The sequence below is a fragment of the Arthrobacter humicola genome (assembly GCF_039531445.1).
GTDB lineage: Bacteria > Actinomycetota > Actinomycetes > Actinomycetales > Micrococcaceae > Arthrobacter > Arthrobacter humicola.
In genome coordinates this window covers 36,776-57,679 of record NZ_BAAAQB010000008.1, presented here as the reverse complement: position 1 = coordinate 57,679, position 20,904 = coordinate 36,776, and the positions used below count along the sequence as shown (strand labels likewise).

Below are 20,904 nucleotides of genomic sequence, written 5' to 3'. Positions count from 1 at the left end.
CGGGAGGTCACCTAGGGAAACATTTCGTCACGAACCGCCGAAAAGCCTTGATCCAGCCGCCCGCCTGTGCATCTGGCGGAACAGTCAGGCCAAGGGTTGGCCGGCCGCGGCCAGCGCGGCGTCGTAGCGTTCCAAGGCGATGCTGGCGAGGACCGGCGAGGGCAGGAGCGGCGCTGTCACAAGGTCCGCGCCAGCCTTGGCCAGCTGGTCATGGAAGAAGCCGGGCGCCAGGAGATAGGAGGCGATGACAACCCGGCCACCTAGGTCCACTCCTCCGGCCGAGTCCCCCGCGCCAGCACCCCCGGCGGCCTCCTCGCGGAGCATGGCCACGGCTTCCGGCACCGAGGGCTTGGCGGACGCGCCGTACGCGGCCACGATCCGGTTGGACCGCAGGGAGCGCAGCTGTCCGGCAAGTTCCTCGACGTTGCCGGAGGCACTGGGGTCGGAGGACCCGGCAGCGGCGAGGATCACGGCGTCGTTGTCCGTTACGCCTGCCTCGCGCAGTCGCTGATCCAACAGCGCCGCCAGCCGCGGGTCCGGCCCCAGCGGCGCGGCGGCAAGAGTGTCCGGCCGGCTCTTCACGGCCCGGGCGATGTCCACCTTGACGTGGTAACCGACGCTCAGCAGCAGCGGAACCACGACGGCGGTCTCCCCCGCCGGGAGCCCCGCCACGACGGCCGGCAGGTCCGGGTCCTGCACGTCGACGTAGGCCTCGCGGACGTCCAGTCCGGGCCGGAGCGCGGCGATGCCGTCCCGGAGCGCGTTGACCTCCGCGGCTCCGAGCTTGCTGGACGTGCCGTGGGCGCAGGCGATCAGGATGGGGCTATTCATAGCCGTTAGCGTAACCTTGGAGCCGCCCCATCCGCCGCCTAATTATCGACCGGGACGCTTCATGACCTTCTCCTTCAGCCTTGTCCTGGTCTGGCTTGACCTCGCCGGCGTCTTCTTCTTTGCGGTCTCCGGATCGCTACTTGCGGCCCGGAAGCAGTTCGACATCATCGGCTCGCTGCTCCTGGCCTCGGTGGTGAGCCTGGGCGGGGGCGTCATCCGCGACATCATCATCAACGCCGGGCCGCCGGTCGCGTTCACCAACCCGGCCTACCTCGCACCTCCCCTGCTCGCCACGGTCCTGGTGTACTTCCTGTTTTCCAGCGTCCAGCGCTTCACCTCGCTGCTGGTCCTGTTCGACGCCGGCGGGCTGGCACTGTTTTGCATCACCGGCACCCTCAAGGCCCTGGCCGCCGGGATGAATCCCGTGGCTGCCGTCCTGCTGGGAGTCACGACGGCGGTGGGCGGCGGCCTGCTGCGCGACATCACTGCCAACGAGGTTCCGCAGCTTTTTGACCCCAAGGACATCTATGCCTTGCCGGCGTTTGCCGGGGCGGCCTCCACCGCGATCCTGTCCCTCACCGGAACCTTCACCGCGGTCTCCGCCACCGCCGTCACCGCCGTCGTCTTCGCCTTCCGGGTCACGGCATGGCGCCGCCACTGGCACGCCCCGCTGGCCGTGCGCGGCTGGCACCGGCTCGGCCTGGGCACGGCGGAAAACGGCCGCTAGGGATTAGCTAGGATAAGACCATGACTGACATGTTCCTCGAGAAATTCCGCGCGCTTGTACCGAAGTATCTCGAAGACGAATGGCAGGAAGAGGACGGCCTCGCGGCCGACGAACTCGACGCCGCCCTGGCCGAACACCAGTTCCAGATCCCGCTGGTCCTGCGCGAGTTCTACCTGGCCGTCGGGGGCTGCGAGGACCTCATGGAGGCCTACCACTATTTCTGGGACCCGGAAGAGCTCGAAGTCGATGACGAGGGCTTCCTCATGTTCCTCGAGGACGAGGAAGAGCAGTTCACGTGGGGTTTCCGCGTCGGGGACCTCAGCGTCCCGGATCCGATCGTGTACCGCCGCAACAACGCCCGCGGCCAGTGGAAGAGCGAGGAAGGGACCTTCTCCGAATTCGTCTTCGACATGTTCGAGTGGGCCTTCAACGACGAGGACGAAGACTAGGCGGAGCCCTGCGGAAGATCGACCGCCGGTTCTCCCCACGTTTGGCCTCCTTCACCGGAGTATCGGGGCGAACCGCCGGCGTTCTGCGGCGTCGGAAGTTCATACATGGGGGAGTTCAGCGGATGACGCGGCCGCGCAGCACCTGCCACACCTCATCGACGATCCTCTGCGGGTTGTAGACCACGTCCTGGTACCCGTACCGGAGCACGGCGTAGCCCGCCAGGGTGCTGGCGTTGTTCCGCCCCCGATCCTTCTTGACCTGAGCGCGCTCAAGGTGGGTGCTTCCGTCGATCTCCACGATCAGGAATCCCTCCAGGAGAAAGTCCACAATGCCGATTCCCGGCAGATGCACCTGCGTCTGGGTATAGATTCCCTGGCTCCTGAACAGCAGCCTGGCGACGACCTCTATTGCAGAGTCCGCCGTACCATCGACCAGGTCCAGGATTCCGCGGGCGGCCCCGTTACGGTTTCCCGGCAGCCGCTGCCGGAGATAACCGAGTGTCGTGCGGCCTTGCAGCAGGGCACTTTCCACCATGACGGCGGCCTCAACCGGGGGTAGGCATCGCAGCGCATGCAGCAGGGTGTCTGTCAGTCCGGCCACGGGGCGGGGGAACTCCGGCGGCACCACGCTACCGCGGTGGATGACTGCACCGGCTGCCGAGCCGTGCTGGCACAGGAGATGCAGCCGCTCGGGCGCGTGGAGCCGCCAAAGCCCGTGGTGCGTTGTCGCCGAGACGCAGCTCAGCAGGCCGTTGGCCAGAACCGCGGCCACGAGGTCAGGCGCCGCGCCCGCCTGTGCCACAATTCCGTGGCGCAGGCGGGCGACTTCCCCTGCCGCAACCGCATTCCTGATGCTCCGCGCCGAGAAGCCTGCCTGCAACAGCGTCCCGGTCCGGGCCACCGAGCCGGCGTACCTGAGGTAACTGGTGAGGTCCATGAACCCAGCACAGTCCGGAACTGGGCCCACCGACAGCTGCTTGGACGCGTATGTGGAAACTCCCGACGCCGATTCTCCCCAACTTTGGGGTCAGCTGACGGCGTGCCCCAAGGCTTTTCAGCGTTGTCTGCCCGAGAAGTGGGAGATTCCGAACCGGCATCGGCATCCCGGCGTCCTGACAACGGAATCCCAACACCGAAAAACTGTGACAACTAATTTACAGATACCCCTAGACAGCATTACAAACTTGTCATAGTCTCTTTCTTGGGTTCACCAAATGCCTCCGGTGGATCTGATGCGAACGGAGAAATGGCCCCGGTGCGGCACAACGGAAGACTCGAACGTTGTGAGGAACCGGGGCCATTCCGTTGATGAAGCGGCAAGCCTGAAGCGCCCAAGCGGAATTGCCGGCAGAGCCCAAACGGCAGAACGGCAGAACGGGCGACTCCGGCCAGCCGACGTCGCGGGGTGGCTAGCTGCTGCGGTCCACGACCGCGTGGGCGAAGCTCGTCAGCGAGGCCTTGACGACGCCTTCAGGCAGCGGCGCAAGGGCGGCAATGGCCTCCTCGGCCCAGGCGCGCGCGACCACCCACGATTCTGCGGTGACGGGGTGCTCCCGGAGTCCGGCCACGGCGGCTGCCAGGGCCTCGTCAGAGCTGAGGTCGCCATCGATCAGCTTCAGGAGTTCGACGGCGGACTGGTCCCCGTCACGGGCGGCGTTGCGCAGCAGCAGCACGGGCAGCGTGGGGACGCCTTCGCGCAGGTCGGTGCCCGGCGACTTGCCGGACTTGACCTTGATTCCGGTGACGTCGATGACGTCGTCGGCGAGCTGGAAGGCGACGCCCACTTTCTCGCCGTATTCGACCAGCAGGGCCTCGTAGGCCTCGTCTGCACCCGAGAAGATTGCGCCGAGCTGGCCGGAGGCTGCCACGAGCGAGCCCGTCTTGTCCGCGATGACGGAGAGGTAGTGCGCCACGGGGTCCTCGTCCGGACGCGGCCCCACGGTCTCGTGCAACTGGCCCAGGCAGAGCCGCTCGAAGGTCCGTGCCTGGATGCCCAGCGCACGCGAGCCGAGCTCCGAGACCAGGATGGAGGCGCGCGCGAAGATGAGGTCGCCGGTCAGGACGGCGACGGAGTTGCCCCAGACCTCGTGGGCAGTGGGTGCGCCGCGGCGGAACGGCGCGGAGTCCATGACGTCGTCGTGGTACAGGGTGGCGAGGTGCGTCAGTTCAACGACGACGGCGGCCTGCACCACGGCGGGCCGGGAGGCGTCGCCCAGGTGGGCGCACAGCAGGGTCAGGAGCGGGCGGATGCGCTTGCCGCCGGCTTCCACGAGGTGACGCGACGTTGCGTCAGCCAGCGGATCGGAGTTGGCAATGGCTTCGCGCAGCTTCTTCTCCACCCGCGCCAGGTTGGTGGTGATCGCGGGGCCGAGTTCGGGGTCGCCCGCGATGGCCGCGAAGCCTGCCGGCAGTTGGAGGCCGGTGGCGATCGCCGTGGTGTTGAGGCTGGGTTCAGAGCTCGGCAGGCCGTGTCCGGCGTGCGTCCAGCTTTGGTCTGCAGAGTTGGTCACGGGTTAACCCTAACTTCAGTTGCGGAAACCGCGGAGTTGGTGCCGGAGTGCGGATCGCTGTCCGTGGTGGGCATGGCCTGGTTGGACGTGGCGGGGACCAGGGATTCCAGGACCCGGATGACCCTGTCCTCGAAGCCCTTGGCGGCCGGATCGGTCAGATTCGCCAGCATCCGGACCACGAACCGCATGAGCACAGGAATGGGCATGCCCGTGCGGAGGGCCAGTTTCATGACCGCCGGCTTGCCGATCAGGGCGGCGAAGGCCCGGCCCAGCGTGAAGTGCGAGCCCCACTGCTGCTGCACATAGTCGGCGTACCGCGCCAGGTGCGCATCGGCGGCTCTGGAAGCCTCCGCCCCGGACCCCCAGCCGGCTGACGCGGAGCGGGCGGCGGCGTCGATGATGAACTCCGCGGCGAAGCGGGCGGACTCCATGGCGTAGGAGATGCCCTCTCCATTGAACGGGGACACCATGCCGCCGGCGTCGCCGAGCAGGAGCAGGCCCGGCGAATAGTGCGGGGTGCGGTTGAATCCCATCGGCAGGGCTGCGCCGCGAATCTCCCCCACCTGGTTCTCGGGGGTGAAGCCCCAGTCCGCGGGCATGCCAGCGGTCCACTCGCGCAGGACCTGCTTGTAGTCCAGCTTGCCGAATTCCTTGGACGAGTTCAGGATGCCGAGGCCCACGTTGGAAGTGCCGTCGCCGACGCCGAACACCCAACCGTAACCGGGCAGCAGCTTCCCGTCGCGGCCGGGAAGCTCAAGCCAGCCTTCCATCCAGTCGTCCTCGTGCCGGGGCGAGGTGAAGTAGGTCCGCACGGCCACGCCAAGCGGCCGGTCGTCGCGCTTCCGGATGCCCAGCGAGACGGCGGTGCGCGTCGAGTTGCCATCCGCGGCAAGGACGACGTCGGCCGTGAAGTCGCGCGTTTCGCCCGTCTTGCGCCCGGCGTCGTCCAGCAGTGCGGCCCGGACGCCCGTGACACGGCCGTCCTCGGAGCGCAGGGCCTCGGTGACGCTGTGGCGCTCCAGCACGACGGCGCCCGCGGACCGGGCGTGCCGGGCCAGCTGCTCGTCGAAGCCGAGGCGGGTCCGGATCAGCCCGTACTGCGGGAAGTCGGAGACCTCCGGCCAGGGCAGTTCGATCGTGCGGCCGCCGGCGATCAGGCGCAGGCCCTTGTTCCGGCGCCAGCCCTCGGTTTCCGGATGCGGGAGTCCCAGCTTCTGGATCTCGCGGACGGCACGCGGAGTCAGGCCGTCACCGCAGACCTTTTCGCGGGGAAAGCTGGTTTTCTCCAGCACCGTGACGTCAATGCCGGCTTTGGCAAGGTAGTAGGCGGCGGTGGAACCGGCCGGTCCTGCTCCGACAATCAGTACATTCACAGCAGGTATCGGCTAACGTCCGGGCCGGGTGATGTTGCGGCGCAGTTTGGCCACCGGTCCGGCGTGGGCGGCAAGCGCCGTTGCACCCGCGGCGTGGCCGGCTTCGGGGCCGGCCGGCTTCTGGGCGCGGTGCACGGCGACAATGCCGCCGCTGAGGTTGCGGTAGGTGACGGATTCCCAGCCGGCCTCCTGCAGCCACGCGGCCAGGTGGTCCTGGTCCGGCCAGGCACGGATGGACTCGGCCAGGTAGACGTAGGCGTCCGGGTTGGACGAGACCTTGACGGCGATGGCCGGCAGCGCCCGCATGAGGTATTCGGTGTACATGGTGCGCCAGAGCGGCACCACGGGCTGGGAGAACTCCGCGATGACCAGCCGGCCGCCGGGCTTGGTGACCCGCAGCATCTCGGCCAGGGCCTTCTTGGGCTCATTGACGTTGCGCAGACCGAAGGAGATCGTGCTGGCGTCAAAGGTGTTGTCCGCGAACGGCAGGCGGGTGGCGTCCCCGGCGATGAAGTCGATGTCCGGGCGGCGGCGCTTGCCGACCTTGAGCATGCCAAGGGAGAAATCGCAGGCGATGACGTTGATGCCGGCGTCAGCGTAGGGCTCGCTGGACGTGCCCGTGCCGGCGGCGAGGTCCAGCACGCGCTGGCCGCCCGAGACACCCACTGCCTCCACCACTACCTTGCGCCAGCGGCGCGTCTGCCCCATCGACAGGACATCGTTGACGACGTCGTATTTGGGGGCGACGTCGTCAAACATCGTGGCTACTTCGTCCGGACGCTTATCCAAGGATGCTCGGTTCACCATGACATTGTCTCAAATGATCGGCTCCCCCACGAACGGGCCGCCAACCATCGCCGCTTTCACCTGCGGCAACGGCCGCGGCCGCCGCGTCGAGGGCCCGCCAAACCCCGTATATCCACGGCCGGGACGATCACGGGCTAGTGTTATGCCATCATGACGAGCACGTTCCGCACCTTGACAGTCCCCCTCGATGCCGAAACTTTCCCCGGGGGCCTGCCGTCGTTTCTGGTCCGGGACGACGTCCTCTGCTGGACCCGCCGCGAGGCCGGGCTCGTGGGCTTCGGCGAGATCGCCCGGTTCACCGCCACCGGCCCCGAGCGGTTCCTGGAAGCGGACATCTGGTGGCGGCACCTGGTCCTGGAGGCGGACATCGAGGACGCCGTCGACTGCCCCGGCACCGGACCGGTCGCCTTCGGCTCGTTCGCCTTCTCCAAGGCTTCCGCCCACGAGTCCCGCCTATTGGTCCCCGAAATCGTTGTGGGGCTCCGCGACGGCCAGGCCTGGCTCACCCAGCTCACGTTCGACGACGGCGAACTCACCGAAGCCGGCGCCCGCGCCGCCCTGGACCGCTGGCTTCGCAGCGGCCGGGCGGCGGAGGACAATGGCAGCGCCGACGGCGCTGTGGTGGACGGCGCCGTGGACGACCCGGCGCCGGGAGCCGCGCAGGCCGGCGCCGCCGTCGTACGCCCTTTGCCCCTGGCCGCCGGCGCAACGCTGCACACCGGCTCGCTCAGCGAGGAAGACTGGATGGCCGCCGTCGCCGCCGGGGTCAAAGAGATCCGGACCGGCGCCCTGGAGAAGCTGGTACTGGCCCGGGACATCGTGGCAACCGTCCCCACCGGCGTCAACGCCGCGCAGGTCCTGCGCGAACTCTCCGCGCGGTACCGCGAATGCTGGACGTACGGGGTGGACGGTCTCGTGGGGGCCACACCGGAGATGCTGATCCAGGTGGAGGGCCGCACCGCACAGGCCCGCGTCCTGGCCGGCACCCTGGACCGCCGCGACGCCGACGGCATGGCAGGCTCCCCGCTGGAGTTCGCCGAACGCGTGCTGGCCGGCTCCGAGAAGCAGCGGCACGAACACGACATCGCGATCCAGTCCCTGACTACACAGCTGGCCCCGTTTTCCGAGGCCATGAACGCGCACAGCGAGCCGTTCATCCTGGAACTCCCCAACGTGTGGCACCTGGCCTCGGATGTGAAGGCGGAGCTCGCCGAGGTGGAAGGCCACGTCCCCACGTGCCTGGCCCTGATCAACGCACTGCATCCCACGGCGGCGGTCTGCGGCACTCCCACCACCGTCGCCGGCGCACTGATCCGCAAGCTGGAGCATCTGGACCGCGGCCCGTACGCCGGGCCGGTCGGCTGGCTTGACGCCGCCGGCAACGGCGAATGGGGCATCGCGCTGCGGGGCGCGGTCATCGAATCCCCGCAGACGGTCCGGCTGTACGCGGGCTGCGGCGTGGTGGATGGCTCGGTGCCCGAGACCGAGCTCGCCGAGACCTGGGCGAAGTTCCGCCCGATGCTCGAGTCGCTCGGCATCAGCAGCTAGCCTGGGCCGGGTCTGCGGCGCCGTCGGGCCGTCACATTCGGAAGAAATCCGGGATTCCAGACAGTTCGAGCATTCTGGACGTTGCTTTTGGGTCTGGTTTTGTTATCCAATAGTGAAACTTAGTTTTCTGTGACGCACATCTCATGTTCGGCGCTACACTATAGACCGGCCTCGTAACGCATCCCTTCGGCAACAAAAGGTAATAAAATGCAGATCTCCCGTTCGCTCCTGAGCAACCCCGCGCTGAAGGCCGCCACGGTCCTTGCTGTGAGCGCCTTGGCCTTGACGGCCTGCACGAACGCTTCAGAGACCGGCACCTCCGGGGCGGCTACCGCTTCCGGCAGTGCCGCCGCCAGCTTCGACCCCAGCACGGTCAAGAAGGACGACGCCCTGGCGGCCATGGTCCCTGACGCGATCAAGTCCAAGGGCACCCTGACCGTGGGCTCGGATACCTCCTACGCCCCGGCCGAATTCCTCGGCACCGACGGCCAGACCCCGGTGGGGTACGACGTCGACATCGCCAAGGCGATCGGCGCGGCACTGGGTCTGAAGGTCCAGGTCCAGACGTCCGAATTCACCGGCATCCTTCCGGCCCTCGGCCCGAAGTACGACCTCGGCATCTCCTCGTTCACGATCAACCCGGAGCGGCTCGCCGCGGTGAACATGGTCAGCTACTTCAACGCGGGCACCGCCTGGGCCGTGCAGAAGGGCAACCCGAAGAAGGTTTCCCTGGATGACCTGTGCGGCAAGTCCATCGGCGTCCAGACCGGTACCGTCCAGGAAGATCCGGACCTCTCGGGCCGCAACAAGAAGTGCGTCGACGCGGGCAAGCAGCCCATCAACATCGTCACGCTGAAGACCCAGACGGATATCACCACCCGCCTGGTCAACGGCAGCATCGATGCGATGGCAGCCGACTCCCCCATCATCGGCTACGCGCTGACCCAGACCAACGGCCAGCTCGAGAAGCTGGGCGATGTCTACGACTCCGCTCCCCAGGGCATCGCCGTCGCCAAGTCCGATACTGCTCTGGCCGACGTCGTCCAGAAGACTCTCACCAAGCTGATGCAGGACGGTTCCTACAAGAAGATCCTTGAGGGCTGGGGCAACGGCGACGGCGCCATCACCAAGTCCGAGGTCAACCCGGCGGTCGGCTAATGAGCATCCCCACAACCAATCACAAATCAGGTGTACAGATGGACAGCCATCAGGACAGCCACACAGCACCAGTACTAAATAAGGCGGTGCCGGTGCGGCACCCCGGCCGCTGGATCAGCGCCGTCATCATTATCGGCGCGTTGGCTCTCTTCCTGCAGAGCCTGTTCACGAACCCCAATTTCCGCTGGGACGTCGTGGGCGCCTACATCCTGGACACCAAAGTGGTCCAGGGTGTCGTCTGGACCTTGGTCCTAACGGTTGCCTCCATGATCCTGGCCATCATTCTGGCCATCCTCCTGGCCTTCATGCGGCAGTCGGAGAACCCTGTATTCCGCTGGTCCAGCTGGACCTGGGTCTGGTTCTTCCGCGGCACCCCGGTCTACACCCAGTTGATTTTCTGGGGCCTGATCGCCGTTCTCTACCCCAAGATCAGCGCCGGTGTGCCGTTCGGGCCGGAGATGTTCAGCGTGGACACCAGCACGGTGGTCACCGCAACGGTGGCGGCGATCCTGGGCCTTGGCCTCAATGAATCCGCCTACCTCGCGGAAATCTTCCGGGCCGGGCTCAAGTCCGTGGACCAGGGCCAGATGGAAGCCGCCGAGGCTCTGGGCATGGGCAAGACCAAGATCATGTGGCGGATCATCCTGCCGCAGGCGATGCGGGTAATCGTGCCGCCGACCGGGAACGAAACCATCGGCATGCTCAAGACCACCTCGCTGGTCCTGGCCGTGCCCTTCACCCTGGACCTCACCTTTGCCACCAACGCCCTGGCGAACCGGACGTACCTGCCGGTTCCCCTGCTGATCGTGGCGGCTATCTGGTACCTCGTCATCACCAGCCTCCTGATGGTGGGCCAGCACTTCATCGAGGCCTACTACGGCAAGGGCGTGGACAACCGGGCCCCCGCCACTGTGAACCCCGCAGCGGCCAAGGCTGCCGCGGCCGTGGCCCCAAGCGCCGACGCCGAGCCGGCACTCAAGATGGACTTCCCCGAGGAGGAGGCGAAATGACGATCACCACTGAGAAACCGCTGGTACAGATCGAGGGCCTTCACAAGTACTACGGCCAGCACCACGTGCTGCGCGGGATCGACCTGAACGTCAACCAGGGCGAGGTGTCGGTGGTGATCGGCCCGTCCGGTTCGGGCAAGTCGACCATGCTTCGCTGTGTGAACCTGCTGGAGACCATCAGCGCCGGACGCATTTCCGTGGGCGGGGAGCTGATCGGCTACCGCGAGGTCAAGGGCAGGCTCCATGACCTGAAGGCCAAGGAGATCGCCGCCCAGCGCCGCGAGATCGGTATGGTGTTCCAGCGCTTCAACCTGTTCCCGCACAAGACCGCGCTGCAGAACATCATGGAAGCTCCGGTCCAGGTCAAAGGCCAGTCCAAGACAGTGGCACGGAAGCGTGCCTTGGAGCTGCTGGACCGCGTGGGTCTCGCGGACCGCTCCGGCCACTACCCGAACCAGCTCTCCGGCGGCCAGCAGCAGCGTGTTGCTATTGCCCGGGCCCTGGCCATGGACCCCGAGCTCATGCTCTTCGACGAGCCCACGTCCGCGCTCGACCCCGAGCTCGTGGGCGACGTCCTGAACGTGATGAAGGACCTCGCCAAGTCCGGCATGACCATGATCGTGGTGACCCACGAGATCGGCTTCGCCCGCGAAGTCGGCGACCGCCTGACGTTCATGGACGGCGGCGTGGTCGTGGAGTCGGGCGACCCGCGCGAGGTCCTGGCCAACCCGCAGCACCCCCGCACCAAGGAGTTCCTGAGCCGGGTGCTGTAGCCCGACGCGCAAGGCGCCTATCGATGCGCAGATGCCCTGTCGCTACCGTTATTCGGGTAGCGACAGGGCATTTGCGCGTCGTGGGACAGATTGCGCGTCATGGCCACACGGCCGAACGGGCTCGACGGCGGGGCACACCGAACGCGGCCAGCTTCTGTTCCAGCCGGCCGGGCTCCATGAGGTCCGCCCAGACCCACCGCACCACCCGGAGCCCCATCGCCCGGATCCGGTTTTCCCGCTCTTTCTCGTCCACGACGGCCTGCGATGCGGTCCTGCCCCGAAGGTATTCGGGTTTCAGATATTTCTCGACGCCGTCGAACTCGCCCGCCAGCCGTGCAGTTTCCCAGTAGTAGTCGGTGTAGCCCGCGAGACCGGCGCTGTCCCGGACTTCGTGCTGAAGTTCCGGCGGTTGGAAGCCGGCCACCCACATGAGCCCGCGGCTGTACGACTCGCCAGGGGACCCGGACCGCGGATCCGCGAACTCCACGGCAGTCCTGATCCGCAGCGCAGCCGCCGCTGTGTAATTGCCCTCGACACCCGCCAGCAGCATTTCCTTGGAGAGCGCGGGCAACCCTTGGGCTGCGTCCGGCCGGAGTACATGGTCCAAGGGAACAATGGCTTGGGCAAACGGTGTAAAGGCAGCGAGATCCAACACCGTGCGGACCCGCCCCGTGACCAGAAGGCCTTCGCGCCGGAACACCTTGAGACCGTCCGGGGCCGCGTAGTGCCGCTGGACTCCTGCACGCGAGCGTCCGCCAGCGTTCTGAAGCGTCAGGGCATGGACCGGATGGCGCTGTCCAATGGTTGGAACTCCCCACACGGACGCGGCTGAGTGCCTGGCAAAGACTGTCGGTGCCGTGAATGCCTCCGCCGCCGCGCTAACCCGGAGCCGGTATTGTTCCCAAGGCTGCAGCGCCCGCCACGCCTCCCCATCGACGTAGACGCCTTGACGCACGCGAACAAGCACCCCTGACCGGCAGCGTTTGGCGAGCTTTTTCGGTGTGAGGCCCTGCTGGACATGCTCACGGGCCAGGATCAGCCTTGGTAGTTCCTTCATGGAACGAAGATCGCAGCCCGGGGGCGGCGGCGCCATGACCTACCGCCCGGGTGTGGACAACCCGACGCGCATTCCGTTCTGCGACGCGCAACTTACCCGTCGCGGCGGGTCTTCCGGCGTCGGTGGGTATTTTGCGCGTCGCAGGGCACGAAACGCGTCGGTGGGTATTTTGCGCGTCGAAAACCGGGTTAGGCCTGCGGGACGCCTTCCACGGCGGCCTCGACGGCGGCCCGGATGGCGCGGTGCAGTTTCCCGAGGCTGTGCCGGTCCGTGCGCACTTCGATGATGCTGCGGCCTTCCACCGGGCGGGACAGCGCGTCGGCGAGATCCGCCGTAGTGCCCACCAGACGGTGCGCGACGCCGTAGGCGGCCGCCAGCGCGGCGAGATCCACCCGCTGCGGGGTCGCGAAGAGGCGTTCGACGGCGTTGCCGTAGCGCCCGGCCGCGGCCACCGCGCCGTGCTCCAGGAGACCAAAGATGGCACCGCCTGCGTCGTTGAGCACCACGATGCGCAGCAGGGGTTCGGCCTCCCCGGCACCGAGGAGGAGCCCGCCGGCGTCGTGCAGGAACGTGACGTCACCCATGAGCACTGTCGTTTCCTGGCGCCCGCCGAGCGCGATGCCCGTGGCGGTGGACGTGGTGCCGTCGATCCCGGCGAGGCCGCGGTTGGCGAACATGGTGGCCTGCGGTTCAGCGGGCGGTGCCCCCGCGAGGTCGACGTCGCGGATCCCGTTCGACGAGCCCAGCACCAGCTGCCCGCGGCTGTGTTTCCAGACCTCGGCGCCGACGGACGGCCCGGTCGCAGCCGGGGACGCGGCAAGGACCAGGTCCACGGCGCGCTGCGCGGCGGCACCTGCCATCAGCCAGGCATCGAGCCACGCGGCAGACCCGCGCCCGGCGAACTCCGCCAGGTCCGCGAGGCTTTCCAGTGGCAGTTCGGTCCGCCGGCCGGGTTCGTACCAGGCCACGGGGACGGGCTGGTACAGGGCCGACGGCACGTCCGCCCTGGCCAGGAGCGCACTGACCGGCCGGGAGAGCGTCGGCCGGCCGAAGAGGACCACGCGTTCGATCGGCTGGGCGGAGTCCGCGCCGAAGTGGTCAATCAGCAGCCGGTAGGGCCCGACGGCGTTGGGGCCGAACCGGGCATTGGAGGAGGGTTCGGCCAGCAGCGGCAGGCTGTGCGCGCGGGCGAAGGCCTCGGCGACCGGGCCGGCGTCGTGCCCGGCCAGCACGACGGTGCGCCGCTCCGGCAGGGCCGGTGGCGCGGCCGGGAAGTCCAGCGCCAGGGGATTCTGGGCGGCCCGGTAGACACCGCGCCCGGCCGCTGCGGGCAGGGCGTCGCCCTCCGCCGGGACCAGCGGGTCGCGGAAGGCCAGGTTGAGCTGGACCGGCCCGGGAGGCGTGTCCTCGAAGGCTCCGGTGGCGGCACTAAGGGCGGTTTCCACCGCGCGCTGCGGATCGCTGCCCGCAGGGACGTCGACGGCGAAGCGAACGTGCTCGCCGAACAGGTCCAGTTGCACGGTGGTCTGGTTGGCCCCGGTCCCGCGCAGTTCCTCGGGCCGGTCGGCGGAGAGGACCACGAGCGGCACCGCGGCGTGGTTTGCTTCCATCACTGCCGGCAGGAGATTGCCGACGGCGGTCCCGGAGGTGGTGAGGACGGCGACCGGGGCCCCCGTGGAGAGGGCGAGGCCGAGGGCCGTGAAGCCTGCCGAGCGCTCGTCGATCCGGACCAGCAGCTCCACCCGGCCGGCGCTTTCGGCTTCGGCCAAGGCATAGGCCATGGGCGCCGAGCGGGAACCCGGGGACACCACGACCTGGCGCACCCCGGCGTCGAGCAGGGTGCTGACGGCGATGCGCGCCGCCTCCACCGCGGACAGGCCGGACGCCGAGGACGCGCCGGCGGAGGTCACATGTTCTCCGGCGTCTCGATGCCCAGCAGCTCCAGCCCGCCGGACAAGCGGCGCAGCACCAGGGCGCACAGGGCCAGCCGGGACTCCCGGACGGACTCCTCGGCCTTGAGTACCGGGCACTGGTCGTAGAAGGAGGTAAACAGCTGGGCGAGCTCGAAGAGGTAGCCGCAGAGCCGGTGCGGCTCCAGCGCATCCCGGACCTTGTTCAGCGTCGTGTCGAACTCCAGCAGGTGCAGGGCCAGCGCACGTTCCGCGGGTTCGACGACGGCGATCGCCGTGGCAGGACCGCCGGCCCGGGCGCCGGCTGCGGAAGTGCCGTCGGCGACAGTGCCGCCAGCGCCGCCGTCGGTGAACTGCTCCAGAACCCCGGCCTTGCGCAGGATGGACCGGATCCGTGCGGCCGCATACTGCACGTAGGGTCCGGTGTTACCGCTGAGGGCGAGCATGCGGTCGAAGTCGAAGACGTACTCGGTGTCGTGGCCGGTGGAGAGGTCGGCGTACTTGACGGCACCGATGCCCACCTGGCGGGCGGTCACGGCGCGTTCCTCGTCGCTGAGCTCGGGCCGGCTGGCGTCGATGACGGCGCGGGCGCGGTCCACGGCCTCCTCGAGCAGGGCCATGAGTTTCACCGGGGCGCCGGAGCGGGACTTGAGGATCTTGCCGTCCTCGCCGAGCACGTTGCCGATCTGCACGTGGACGGCCTCGACCGTGTCCGGAAGCCAGCCGGCGTCCCGGGCGGTGGCCATGACCATCCGCAGGTGCACGTTCTGCGGGGCACCCACGACGTAGAGGACGCGGTCTGCCCCCAGCTCACGGACCCGGTAGCGGATGGTGGCGAGGTCCGTGGTGCCGTAGCCGTAGCCGCCGTCGGACTTGCGGATGATCAGCGGCAGCGGCTGCCCGTCGCGGCCCGAAAAGCCGTCGGGGAAGGTGCACAGGGCGCCGTCGCTGATCCGGGCGAGGCCGCGCTCCTCAAGCTCCTGGCACAGTTGTGCCAGATGCTCGTCGTAGGAGCTTTCGCCGGCGATGTGGTCATCGGTGAGGCTGATGCCGAGCATGGAGTAAATGGCGTTGAAGTAGCGCTTGGACTGGGCAACGAGCCGCTGCCAGACCGCGAAGGTCTCCTCGTCGCCGCCCTGGAGGGCAACGACGCGGAGCCGGGCCCGGGTGGCGAAGCCGTCCGCGTCGGCGGCGGAGGAATCGAACTTTGCCCGGGCAGCCTGGTAGAACGCGCTGGGGTCATCCACCAGCAGCGCCGCTTCCGGGGAGTCCTCGCCGATCTCCAGCCAGTGCTCGATCAGCATACCGAAGGGGGTGCCCCAGTCGCCGATGTGGTTCTGCCGGATCACGGTGTCGCCGAGGGCCTCGAGCACCTTGACCAGGCTGTCCCCCACGACGGTGGTGCGCAGGTGGCCGACGTGCATTTCCTTGGCGACGTTCGGGGAGGAATAGTCGACGACGACGCGCTGCGGTGCTGCGGCGGGCGTGACGGCGGTGGCCTTGGACGCGGCTTCGGCCGCCTCAGCGTTGAGCAGTTCCTCGATCCACGTGCCGTCAAAGCTCAGGTTGATGAAGCCGGGCCCGGAAATTTCGACGCCGGTGCAGATGCCGTCCAGGTTCAGGGCATCCACGATCTTTGCCGCGGCATCCCGCGGCGGCAGGCCGGCCTTCTTGGCCAGGGCCATGGCGGCGTTGATCTGGATGTCGGCGAATTGGGAGGGCCTGACCACCGGGTCCGTCTGCCGGAACTCTTCGCCGAACGCGGTGGCAATTGCAGCCTGGACTCTGGGGACAACCAATTCAGCCGGATTATTCACAGTCCCAAATTATCAGTAGGAGCCCTCCCCCGATGCTCGCCCGCCCTCAGGAGCAACGCACTCAGAAGCAACGCGGGGTCAGATATCGCCCATGCAGGGCGGGCAAAGTCACATGGGCGTGAAGTGACCCCGCGTTGCTGTGGCCCGAAAGGTGGTTAGGCGTCGGCGCGGAGCACCTGGACCACAGACGGGCGCGGGGCGCGCGCCTGGCCTGGCTTCGGCGTCGCTCCGGCAGCGACGTAGTCCGGGAAGTAGGAGTGCTGGTCGGCGAAGGTGCCTTCCTCCCCCGGGTGCTGAACGGCAACGAAGACCGTCCGTTCGTCGTCGTGGATCACCGGGCCGCAGGTCTCGGCGTCGCGCGGGACGGCGAGGAACTGCTCCACCTTGCCCCGGTCGGCACCGTCCAGGGTGACCTTGAAGAGCCCGTCGGCGTAGCCGATGCTGGACGGCGCACCGTCGGTGGAGATCCACAGGTTGCCCACGGAGTCGAAGGCCACGTTGTCCGGGCAGGAGATCGGCGAGACCTGGCTGGGCGGGAATCCGGCGAAGTAGGCGGCGGGGTTCCTGGCCGGATCCCCGCAGACCATGAGCAGGTTCCAGCCGAACGTGGTGGACGTCTGGTCCCCGGTCTCGGTGATTTCGACGATGTGGCCGTCGCGGTTCAGGGTGCGGGGGTTAACCTCGGTGGCGCCCTCCTTGCCGGTCTTGCCGCGGTCCGTGTTGTTGGTGCAGACCACATAGACCTTGCCGGTGTGCAGGCTGGGCTGGACGTCTTCGCAGCGGTCCATCTTCGTGGGGCCAACCTTGTCTGCGGCGAGGCGCGTGTAGACCAGCACTTCCTCCACGGACATCCCCGCCACCTTTGACTGCCCGCCCACAACGAGCGGCAGCCATTCGCCGGAGCCGTCGAATGCGCCGTCGGCGGGGAGTTTCCCGGAGCCGTCGAACTCTGCCGGCGCGGAGTTGCCGGTGAACCTGGCAACGTAGAGGTCCCCCTCCGAGAGCAGCGTCAGGTTGTTCTTGCGGTCCTCCGCCGTCGTGCCGGGGCGGTACGTTCCGGCCGAGACGAACTTGTAGAGGTAGTCGAAGCGTTCGTCGTCGCCCATGTAGGCCACCACGTGACCGGACTTGGCGACGATCACGTTGGCGCCCTCGTGTTTGAAGCGGCCCATCGCGGAGTGCTTGCGGGGCGTGGACGCGGGGTCGAACGGGTCAACTTCCACGATCCAGCCGAAGCGGTTGGCCTCGTTCTCGTAGCCGGGGTTGCGGGTGTCGAAGCGCGGGTCATCCAGTTCCCACTGGCGCGCGGTGGGCTTGCTGGTCAGTCCGTAACGCTTGTCCGAGTCGGACGTTCCGGGCGCGGCGAAGTAGCCGTTGAAGTTTTCTTCGCCGGAGAGGATGGTGCCCCACGGCGTGGTTCCACCGGAGCAGTTGCCCAGGGTGCCCTTGATGGCCCGGCCGGAGGGATCGGCGGTGGTCTTCAGGAGGGCGGATCCCGCAGCCGGGCCGTCCAGTTCGTAGGTGGTGTCGGTCAGGAAGCGGCGGTTCAGTCCGGCGCCTTTGACGTAGCTCCAGGGCTTGTTCTTGTTCTTCCGCTCCAGTTCCACGACGGTGAGCCCGTGGGCGGCCCGGCCGATCGCGCGGGTCTCGGCGGCGTCGAACCCGGCCGGCAGCATGATGTTTTCGTTGGTGTATTCGTGGTTCGTGAAGAGCACTGCCCGGCGGTCCTTGGAGCCGTCGATCGGCAGGATGTCCGTGTAGTCGTTGTTGTAGCCGAACTGGCGGGCCTGTGCGGCCGCGCTCTGGTGGTCGACGTCGAACGCCGGGGAGTCGTTGAACAGCGGGTCGCCCCAGCGGATGACCGGTTGCCAGGTGAAGCCGGCGGGGACGGTGAGCTTGTCCACGGCGGCGTCCACCGGCGCGATGGCCGTGAACTGCAGCTTGGATGCACCGAAGCCGTCTTTGGCGGCGGCCGCGAGGCCCGGGCCGCCGTCCGCCACTGCCGTGCCGGCGGACGTCACCGTGTTGCCGAGGACGACGGCGAGCGCGCCGGCGGCGCCGAAGCCGAGTGCGGCGCGGCGGGACATCGTGGCGGAGGCGATGTCCCGGAAGTAGCTGTTGCTGCTGGTGTTGCAGACCTCGCCTGAACAGGCGTTGTCGCATTTGAGCGCGCACGTGACGGGGCTGCGTTTGCCCTTCGTGTGGCCAGGCATGGGGAGCAGGGAAAAGGTGCGTCCGGAGGATGCGGGCATGGAGAGACCTTCCAAGGGGTGCGTGCGGTGCGGTGGCACCCACCCTTCCAGCCACGGGCTACGCGAAGCCGTCCCCCGGGTGAAGAAGCGGTGAACGGCGCTGTCCCTACCGGCCCCGTGGCCCTACCCGACGCTGTGCCCTACCGGACGGGCGGAGCGGCCAGCACCGCGTGCACGCGCCGCAGCCGCTCCAGCCACCAGTCCCGGCGTTCCGGAGAGGCGGCATGAGCGGCCAGGAGCTCCGGCGCCGGGCGGACGTCGCGGAGGGTGATCGCGCCGTCGTCGGCAACGAGGGAGTCGTGCGTGACGTCCGCGGCGAGCAGGGACACCGTCCCCAGGCCGCAGGCATAGGGCAGCTCCGGCAAGACGGCGGCGAGGGCCAGCCCGGCCCGGATTCCCACGGAAGTGTCCAGCGCGGAACTCACGACGGCGGGGAGCCCCGCCTGCGCCACAATCTCAAGGGCGCGCCGCACTCCCCCGAGCGGTGCGACTTTAACCACGATCAGGTCCGCGGCGCCGGCGCGTGCCACCTTGAGGGGGTCGTCCTCCTTGCGCACGCTCTCGTCAGCGGCTATCAGGACGGGGACGCCGGCGGCCCGGAGCCGGCGGCGGACTTCGGCGAGGCCCGCGATATCAGGAACGGGCTGTTCGGCGTATTCGAGTCCGACGGCGGCAAGCCGCGTCAGTGCGGTGACGGCCTCGGGCACGTCCCAGCCGCCGTTCGCGTCCACCCGGATCGCGGCATCCGGCAACGCCTCCCGGACGGCCGCCACCCGGGCGGCGTCGTCGTCGAGGCTCTGGCCGCGCTCGGCAACTTTGACCTTGACCGCGTCCACCCGACCAAAGCGGGCCAGGACTTCGGGCACCCGGTGTGCCGGCACGGCAGGCACTGTGGCGTTGACCGGGATGCTGTCCCGCAACGGCGCAGGGAACCCTGACCACCCGGCCTCGATCGCGGCCGCAAGCCAGCGGGAGGCCTCGGCATCCTCATACTCCGGGAAGGGACAGAATTCGCCCCAGCCCAGGGGGCCGCGGAGCAGGAGGGCCTCGCGCTGCAGGATGCCCCGGAACTTCACACGCATCGGCAGGCTCACCACATGGGAACCGGCAAGGAGCTCATCAAGGCCGGGCAGGGATGCATCGGAATGTGGCGGTGTGCCGGCGGCAAGGGGGTCCAGGGAATGTGGGTCCAAAGGCTGTGGGTCCAGGGAATGGGCGGGCATGATGCCACTGTACTGGGATGCTCTGTACTGGGATGCTCTGGGCTGGAACGTTCCGGACTGGGACGCCGTGAACCCATATGCCGGGCTGAGACGCTGACACGGGAAGCGGGCCCTTGATTGGGTCGGGGCCCTGATTGGGGCGGGGCCCTTGATTGGGCCGGCGTCGACTGGGGGTGAGTTCCTGGACCAGGAAACTCGTCTCCGCCGGCCCCGCTCAAGGAGCGTACTGCCGGGGACAAGCCGCGCCGGCACTGTCGACTCTACGAATCTCGTTCCGGCATGGCACGAGTAGTGTGTACTCGTTTTTTGTCCGGACACTACCCTCGCGCCGCGCGTCCGGTCCATCAGGTGGCGTGCAGGGTTCTGTGGGAGCCTTGATGGCATGACTTTTCGGCAGGAACCCACCCCACGGGACCCGTCTGCCCCAGTCTCTGGAACACCAATCCCTGAGACGCAGATCCCGGAGACGCAGGTCCTTCAGGCCCAGGCGCCCAGGACCTCCGCGCCAGCGGCCCGGGCGCCAAGGGCCCGGGCAACGAAGACTCAGGCCCCCAAGACCCGGGCCGGCACGACTCCGGATCCGCGGGCGCGGTGGTCTCCGGGCAGGGGCACGGCCGCCCTGTTCGTTCTGGCCACTGTCGCCTGCATCGCCGGGCTGGCCGCAACTTATTTCTTCTTTGTCCGCACCACCACGGGCCAGTTCATTGACGAGTCCGCCCTTGTGGAAGCGGTGGCGCTCAGCGGAACCGCGGGCAAAGCCGCCACCAAGTTGCTGGACTGGCTGCCAGCGCTCTGTGTCGTGATCGCGTCAATCGTGGTCATCTTCGTCACCATTCTGAGGCGACGCTGGGCTGCAGCCGGGATCGCGATTGCGGCCTGCGTGGGCGCCAACCTGGCCACGCAGATCCTCAAGGACCTGCTCCCGGTCCGGCCGTACCGCGGCGTCGAGACACTGGAGCTGAACTCGCTGCCCTCCGGCCACACCACCATGGCGGCCTCGGCCGCCGCCGCCGTCTTCCTCATGGTCTCGCCGCGCTGGCGGCCTCTTGCCGGCTATCTGGGCGGCAGCTTCGCCGTCGCCACCGGCGTTTCCACCCTGATCAACCAATGGCACCGCCCGGCCGACGTCGTCGCGGCGTTCCTCGTGGTGGGGGCGTTCATGCTCCCGGCCGGCTGGCTGATCATCCGCACCGGCCCGCGCTGGAACGTCTGGGACGGTTACGGGGAGCACTGGGCCTCAGCCAGGATATGGGTGGCGCTCCCCGTACTCACCGGACTTGCCGCGGCCGGGGTGGCAGCCTACGCCTTGCTGAGCATCGGTCCGGGTGGGCAGGAGATCAGCACCACCAGCTACTTCTGGGCAGGGACGTCCCTGATTGTCATCGCGGGCTACCTCGCCACCGTGGCGGCCGTGTGGCTGTTCGGCCTTGCCGCACGACGGCGGGACGCGTAGCAGCGA

17 protein-coding genes are annotated in these 20,904 nt (G+C 68.2%); 7 read left to right on the top strand and 10 right to left on the bottom strand.

Annotated features, from left to right (window positions below; all coding sequences use genetic code 11):
* Window positions 1–84: 84 nt before the first annotated feature.
* Window positions 85–831 carry a sirohydrochlorin chelatase gene (locus ABD243_RS02845; RefSeq protein ID WP_344361869.1) on the bottom strand — a complete coding sequence of 249 codons (747 nt, stop codon included), beginning with the start codon at window positions 829–831 and terminating at the stop codon, window positions 85–87.
* Window positions 832–892: 61 nt separating this feature from the next.
* On the opposite strand from ABD243_RS02845, the gene ABD243_RS02840 reads away from it, so the two are divergent.
* On the top strand, window positions 893–1,558 hold the full coding sequence (locus ABD243_RS02840) for a trimeric intracellular cation channel family protein (protein WP_344361866.1): 666 nt from the start codon (window positions 893–895) through the stop codon (window positions 1,556–1,558).
* A 20-nt stretch (window positions 1,559–1,578) separates the two neighbouring features.
* Window positions 1,579–2,007: a hypothetical protein gene (locus tag ABD243_RS02835; RefSeq protein ID WP_116765213.1), complete on the top strand. Its 429-nt coding sequence runs from the start codon at window positions 1,579–1,581 to the stop codon at window positions 2,005–2,007.
* A gap of 115 nt (window positions 2,008–2,122) precedes the next feature.
* Here ABD243_RS02835 and ABD243_RS02830 read toward each other — a convergent pair whose 3' ends face one another.
* From ABD243_RS02830 to ABD243_RS02815, 4 genes are all read right to left on the bottom strand, one after another.
* Window positions 2,123–2,944 carry a DUF559 domain-containing protein gene (locus ABD243_RS02830; protein WP_344361864.1) on the bottom strand — a complete coding sequence of 274 codons (822 nt, stop codon included), beginning with the start codon at window positions 2,942–2,944 and terminating at the stop codon, window positions 2,123–2,125.
* A gap of 472 nt (window positions 2,945–3,416) precedes the next feature.
* A complete protein-coding gene (locus tag ABD243_RS02825) occupies window positions 3,417–4,517 on the bottom strand; it encodes a polyprenyl synthetase family protein (RefSeq protein ID WP_091251256.1) in 1,101 nt (366 codons plus the stop codon).
* On the bottom strand, window positions 4,514–5,890 hold the full coding sequence (locus tag ABD243_RS02820) for a geranylgeranyl reductase family protein (protein WP_116765216.1): 1,377 nt from the start codon (window positions 5,888–5,890) through the stop codon (window positions 4,514–4,516). Before ABD243_RS02820 ends, ABD243_RS02825 begins: the two co-directional genes overlap by 4 nt.
* A gap of 12 nt (window positions 5,891–5,902) precedes the next feature.
* Window positions 5,903–6,694, bottom strand: a complete 792-nt coding sequence (locus ABD243_RS02815) for a demethylmenaquinone methyltransferase (RefSeq protein WP_344362099.1) — start codon at window positions 6,692–6,694, stop codon at window positions 5,903–5,905.
* Between the two features lie 153 nt (window positions 6,695–6,847).
* Here ABD243_RS02815 and ABD243_RS02810 point away from each other — a divergent pair, with 153 nt between their 5' ends.
* The 4 genes from ABD243_RS02810 (at window position 6,848) to ABD243_RS02795 (ending at window position 11,186) form a co-directional block, all read left to right on the top strand.
* Window positions 6,848–8,245: an isochorismate synthase gene (locus ABD243_RS02810; protein WP_344361860.1), complete on the top strand. Its 1,398-nt coding sequence runs from the start codon at window positions 6,848–6,850 to the stop codon at window positions 8,243–8,245.
* A gap of 207 nt (window positions 8,246–8,452) precedes the next feature.
* Window positions 8,453–9,403, top strand: a complete 951-nt coding sequence (locus tag ABD243_RS02805; protein ID WP_344361858.1) for an ABC transporter substrate-binding protein — start codon at window positions 8,453–8,455, stop codon at window positions 9,401–9,403.
* A gap of 38 nt (window positions 9,404–9,441) precedes the next feature.
* Window positions 9,442–10,413: an amino acid ABC transporter permease gene (locus tag ABD243_RS02800; protein ID WP_344361856.1), complete on the top strand. Its 972-nt coding sequence runs from the start codon at window positions 9,442–9,444 to the stop codon at window positions 10,411–10,413.
* Window positions 10,410–11,186, top strand: coding sequence for an amino acid ABC transporter ATP-binding protein (locus ABD243_RS02795; RefSeq protein WP_344361854.1), 777 nt, complete (start codon window positions 10,410–10,412; stop codon window positions 11,184–11,186). Before ABD243_RS02800 ends, ABD243_RS02795 begins: the two co-directional genes overlap by 4 nt.
* Before the next feature lie 97 nt (window positions 11,187–11,283).
* Here ABD243_RS02795 and ABD243_RS02790 read toward each other — a convergent pair whose 3' ends face one another.
* The 5 genes from ABD243_RS02790 to ABD243_RS02770 all read right to left on the bottom strand — a co-directional run bounded on the left by ABD243_RS02790 (window position 11,284) and on the right by ABD243_RS02770 (window position 19,445).
* Window positions 11,284–12,243, bottom strand: a complete 960-nt coding sequence (locus ABD243_RS02790) for a hypothetical protein (RefSeq protein WP_344361852.1) — start codon at window positions 12,241–12,243, stop codon at window positions 11,284–11,286.
* Between the two features lie 188 nt (window positions 12,244–12,431).
* Window positions 12,432–14,153 (bottom strand): 2-succinyl-5-enolpyruvyl-6-hydroxy-3-cyclohexene-1-carboxylic-acid synthase, encoded by a 1,722-nt coding sequence (gene menD, locus ABD243_RS02785; RefSeq protein WP_344361850.1) that lies wholly within the window; start codon window positions 14,151–14,153, stop codon window positions 12,432–12,434.
* On the bottom strand, window positions 14,150–15,970 hold the full coding sequence (argS, locus tag ABD243_RS02780; RefSeq protein WP_344361848.1) for an arginine--tRNA ligase: 1,821 nt from the start codon (window positions 15,968–15,970) through the stop codon (window positions 14,150–14,152). Before argS ends, menD begins: the two co-directional genes overlap by 4 nt.
* Before the next feature lie 155 nt (window positions 15,971–16,125).
* Window positions 16,126–18,222, bottom strand: a complete 2,097-nt coding sequence (locus ABD243_RS02775; protein ID WP_344361846.1) for a PhoX family protein — start codon at window positions 18,220–18,222, stop codon at window positions 16,126–16,128.
* A 140-nt stretch (window positions 18,223–18,362) separates the two neighbouring features.
* Entirely contained in the window at window positions 18,363–19,445 is a 1,083-nt protein-coding gene (locus tag ABD243_RS02770; RefSeq protein ID WP_344361843.1) for an o-succinylbenzoate synthase, read from the bottom strand.
* Between the two features lie 382 nt (window positions 19,446–19,827).
* Here ABD243_RS02770 and ABD243_RS02765 point away from each other — a divergent pair, with 382 nt between their 5' ends.
* Window positions 19,828–20,898, top strand: coding sequence for a phosphatase PAP2 family protein (locus ABD243_RS02765; protein ID WP_344361841.1), 1,071 nt, complete (start codon window positions 19,828–19,830; stop codon window positions 20,896–20,898).
* Window positions 20,899–20,904 lie beyond the last annotated feature (6 nt).

What these genes read in the sequence shown, in the direction of transcription:
- ABD243_RS02845 (WP_344361869.1), bottom strand. Translation starts at nt 831, where the DNA reads ATGAATAGCCCCATCCTGATCGCCTGCGCCCACGGCACGTCCAGCAAG.
- ABD243_RS02840 (WP_344361866.1), top strand. Translation starts at nt 893, where the DNA reads ATGACCTTCTCCTTCAGCCTTGTCCTGGTCTGGCTTGACCTCGCCGGC.
- ABD243_RS02835 (WP_116765213.1), top strand. Translation starts at nt 1,579, where the DNA reads ATGACTGACATGTTCCTCGAGAAATTCCGCGCGCTTGTACCGAAGTAT.
- ABD243_RS02830 (WP_344361864.1), bottom strand. Translation starts at nt 2,944, where the DNA reads ATGGACCTCACCAGTTACCTCAGGTACGCCGGCTCGGTGGCCCGGACC.
- ABD243_RS02810 (WP_344361860.1), top strand. Translation starts at nt 6,848, where the DNA reads ATGACGAGCACGTTCCGCACCTTGACAGTCCCCCTCGATGCCGAAACT.
- ABD243_RS02805 (WP_344361858.1), top strand. Translation starts at nt 8,453, where the DNA reads ATGCAGATCTCCCGTTCGCTCCTGAGCAACCCCGCGCTGAAGGCCGCC.
- ABD243_RS02800 (WP_344361856.1), top strand. Translation starts at nt 9,442, where the DNA reads ATGGACAGCCATCAGGACAGCCACACAGCACCAGTACTAAATAAGGCG.
- ABD243_RS02795 (WP_344361854.1), top strand. Translation starts at nt 10,410, where the DNA reads ATGACGATCACCACTGAGAAACCGCTGGTACAGATCGAGGGCCTTCAC.
- ABD243_RS02790 (WP_344361852.1), bottom strand. Translation starts at nt 12,243, where the DNA reads ATGAAGGAACTACCAAGGCTGATCCTGGCCCGTGAGCATGTCCAGCAG.
- ABD243_RS02775 (WP_344361846.1), bottom strand. Translation starts at nt 18,222, where the DNA reads ATGCCCGCATCCTCCGGACGCACCTTTTCCCTGCTCCCCATGCCTGGC.
- ABD243_RS02770 (WP_344361843.1), bottom strand. Translation starts at nt 19,445, where the DNA reads ATGCCCGCCCATTCCCTGGACCCACAGCCTTTGGACCCACATTCCCTG.
- ABD243_RS02765 (WP_344361841.1), top strand. Translation starts at nt 19,828, where the DNA reads ATGACTTTTCGGCAGGAACCCACCCCACGGGACCCGTCTGCCCCAGTC.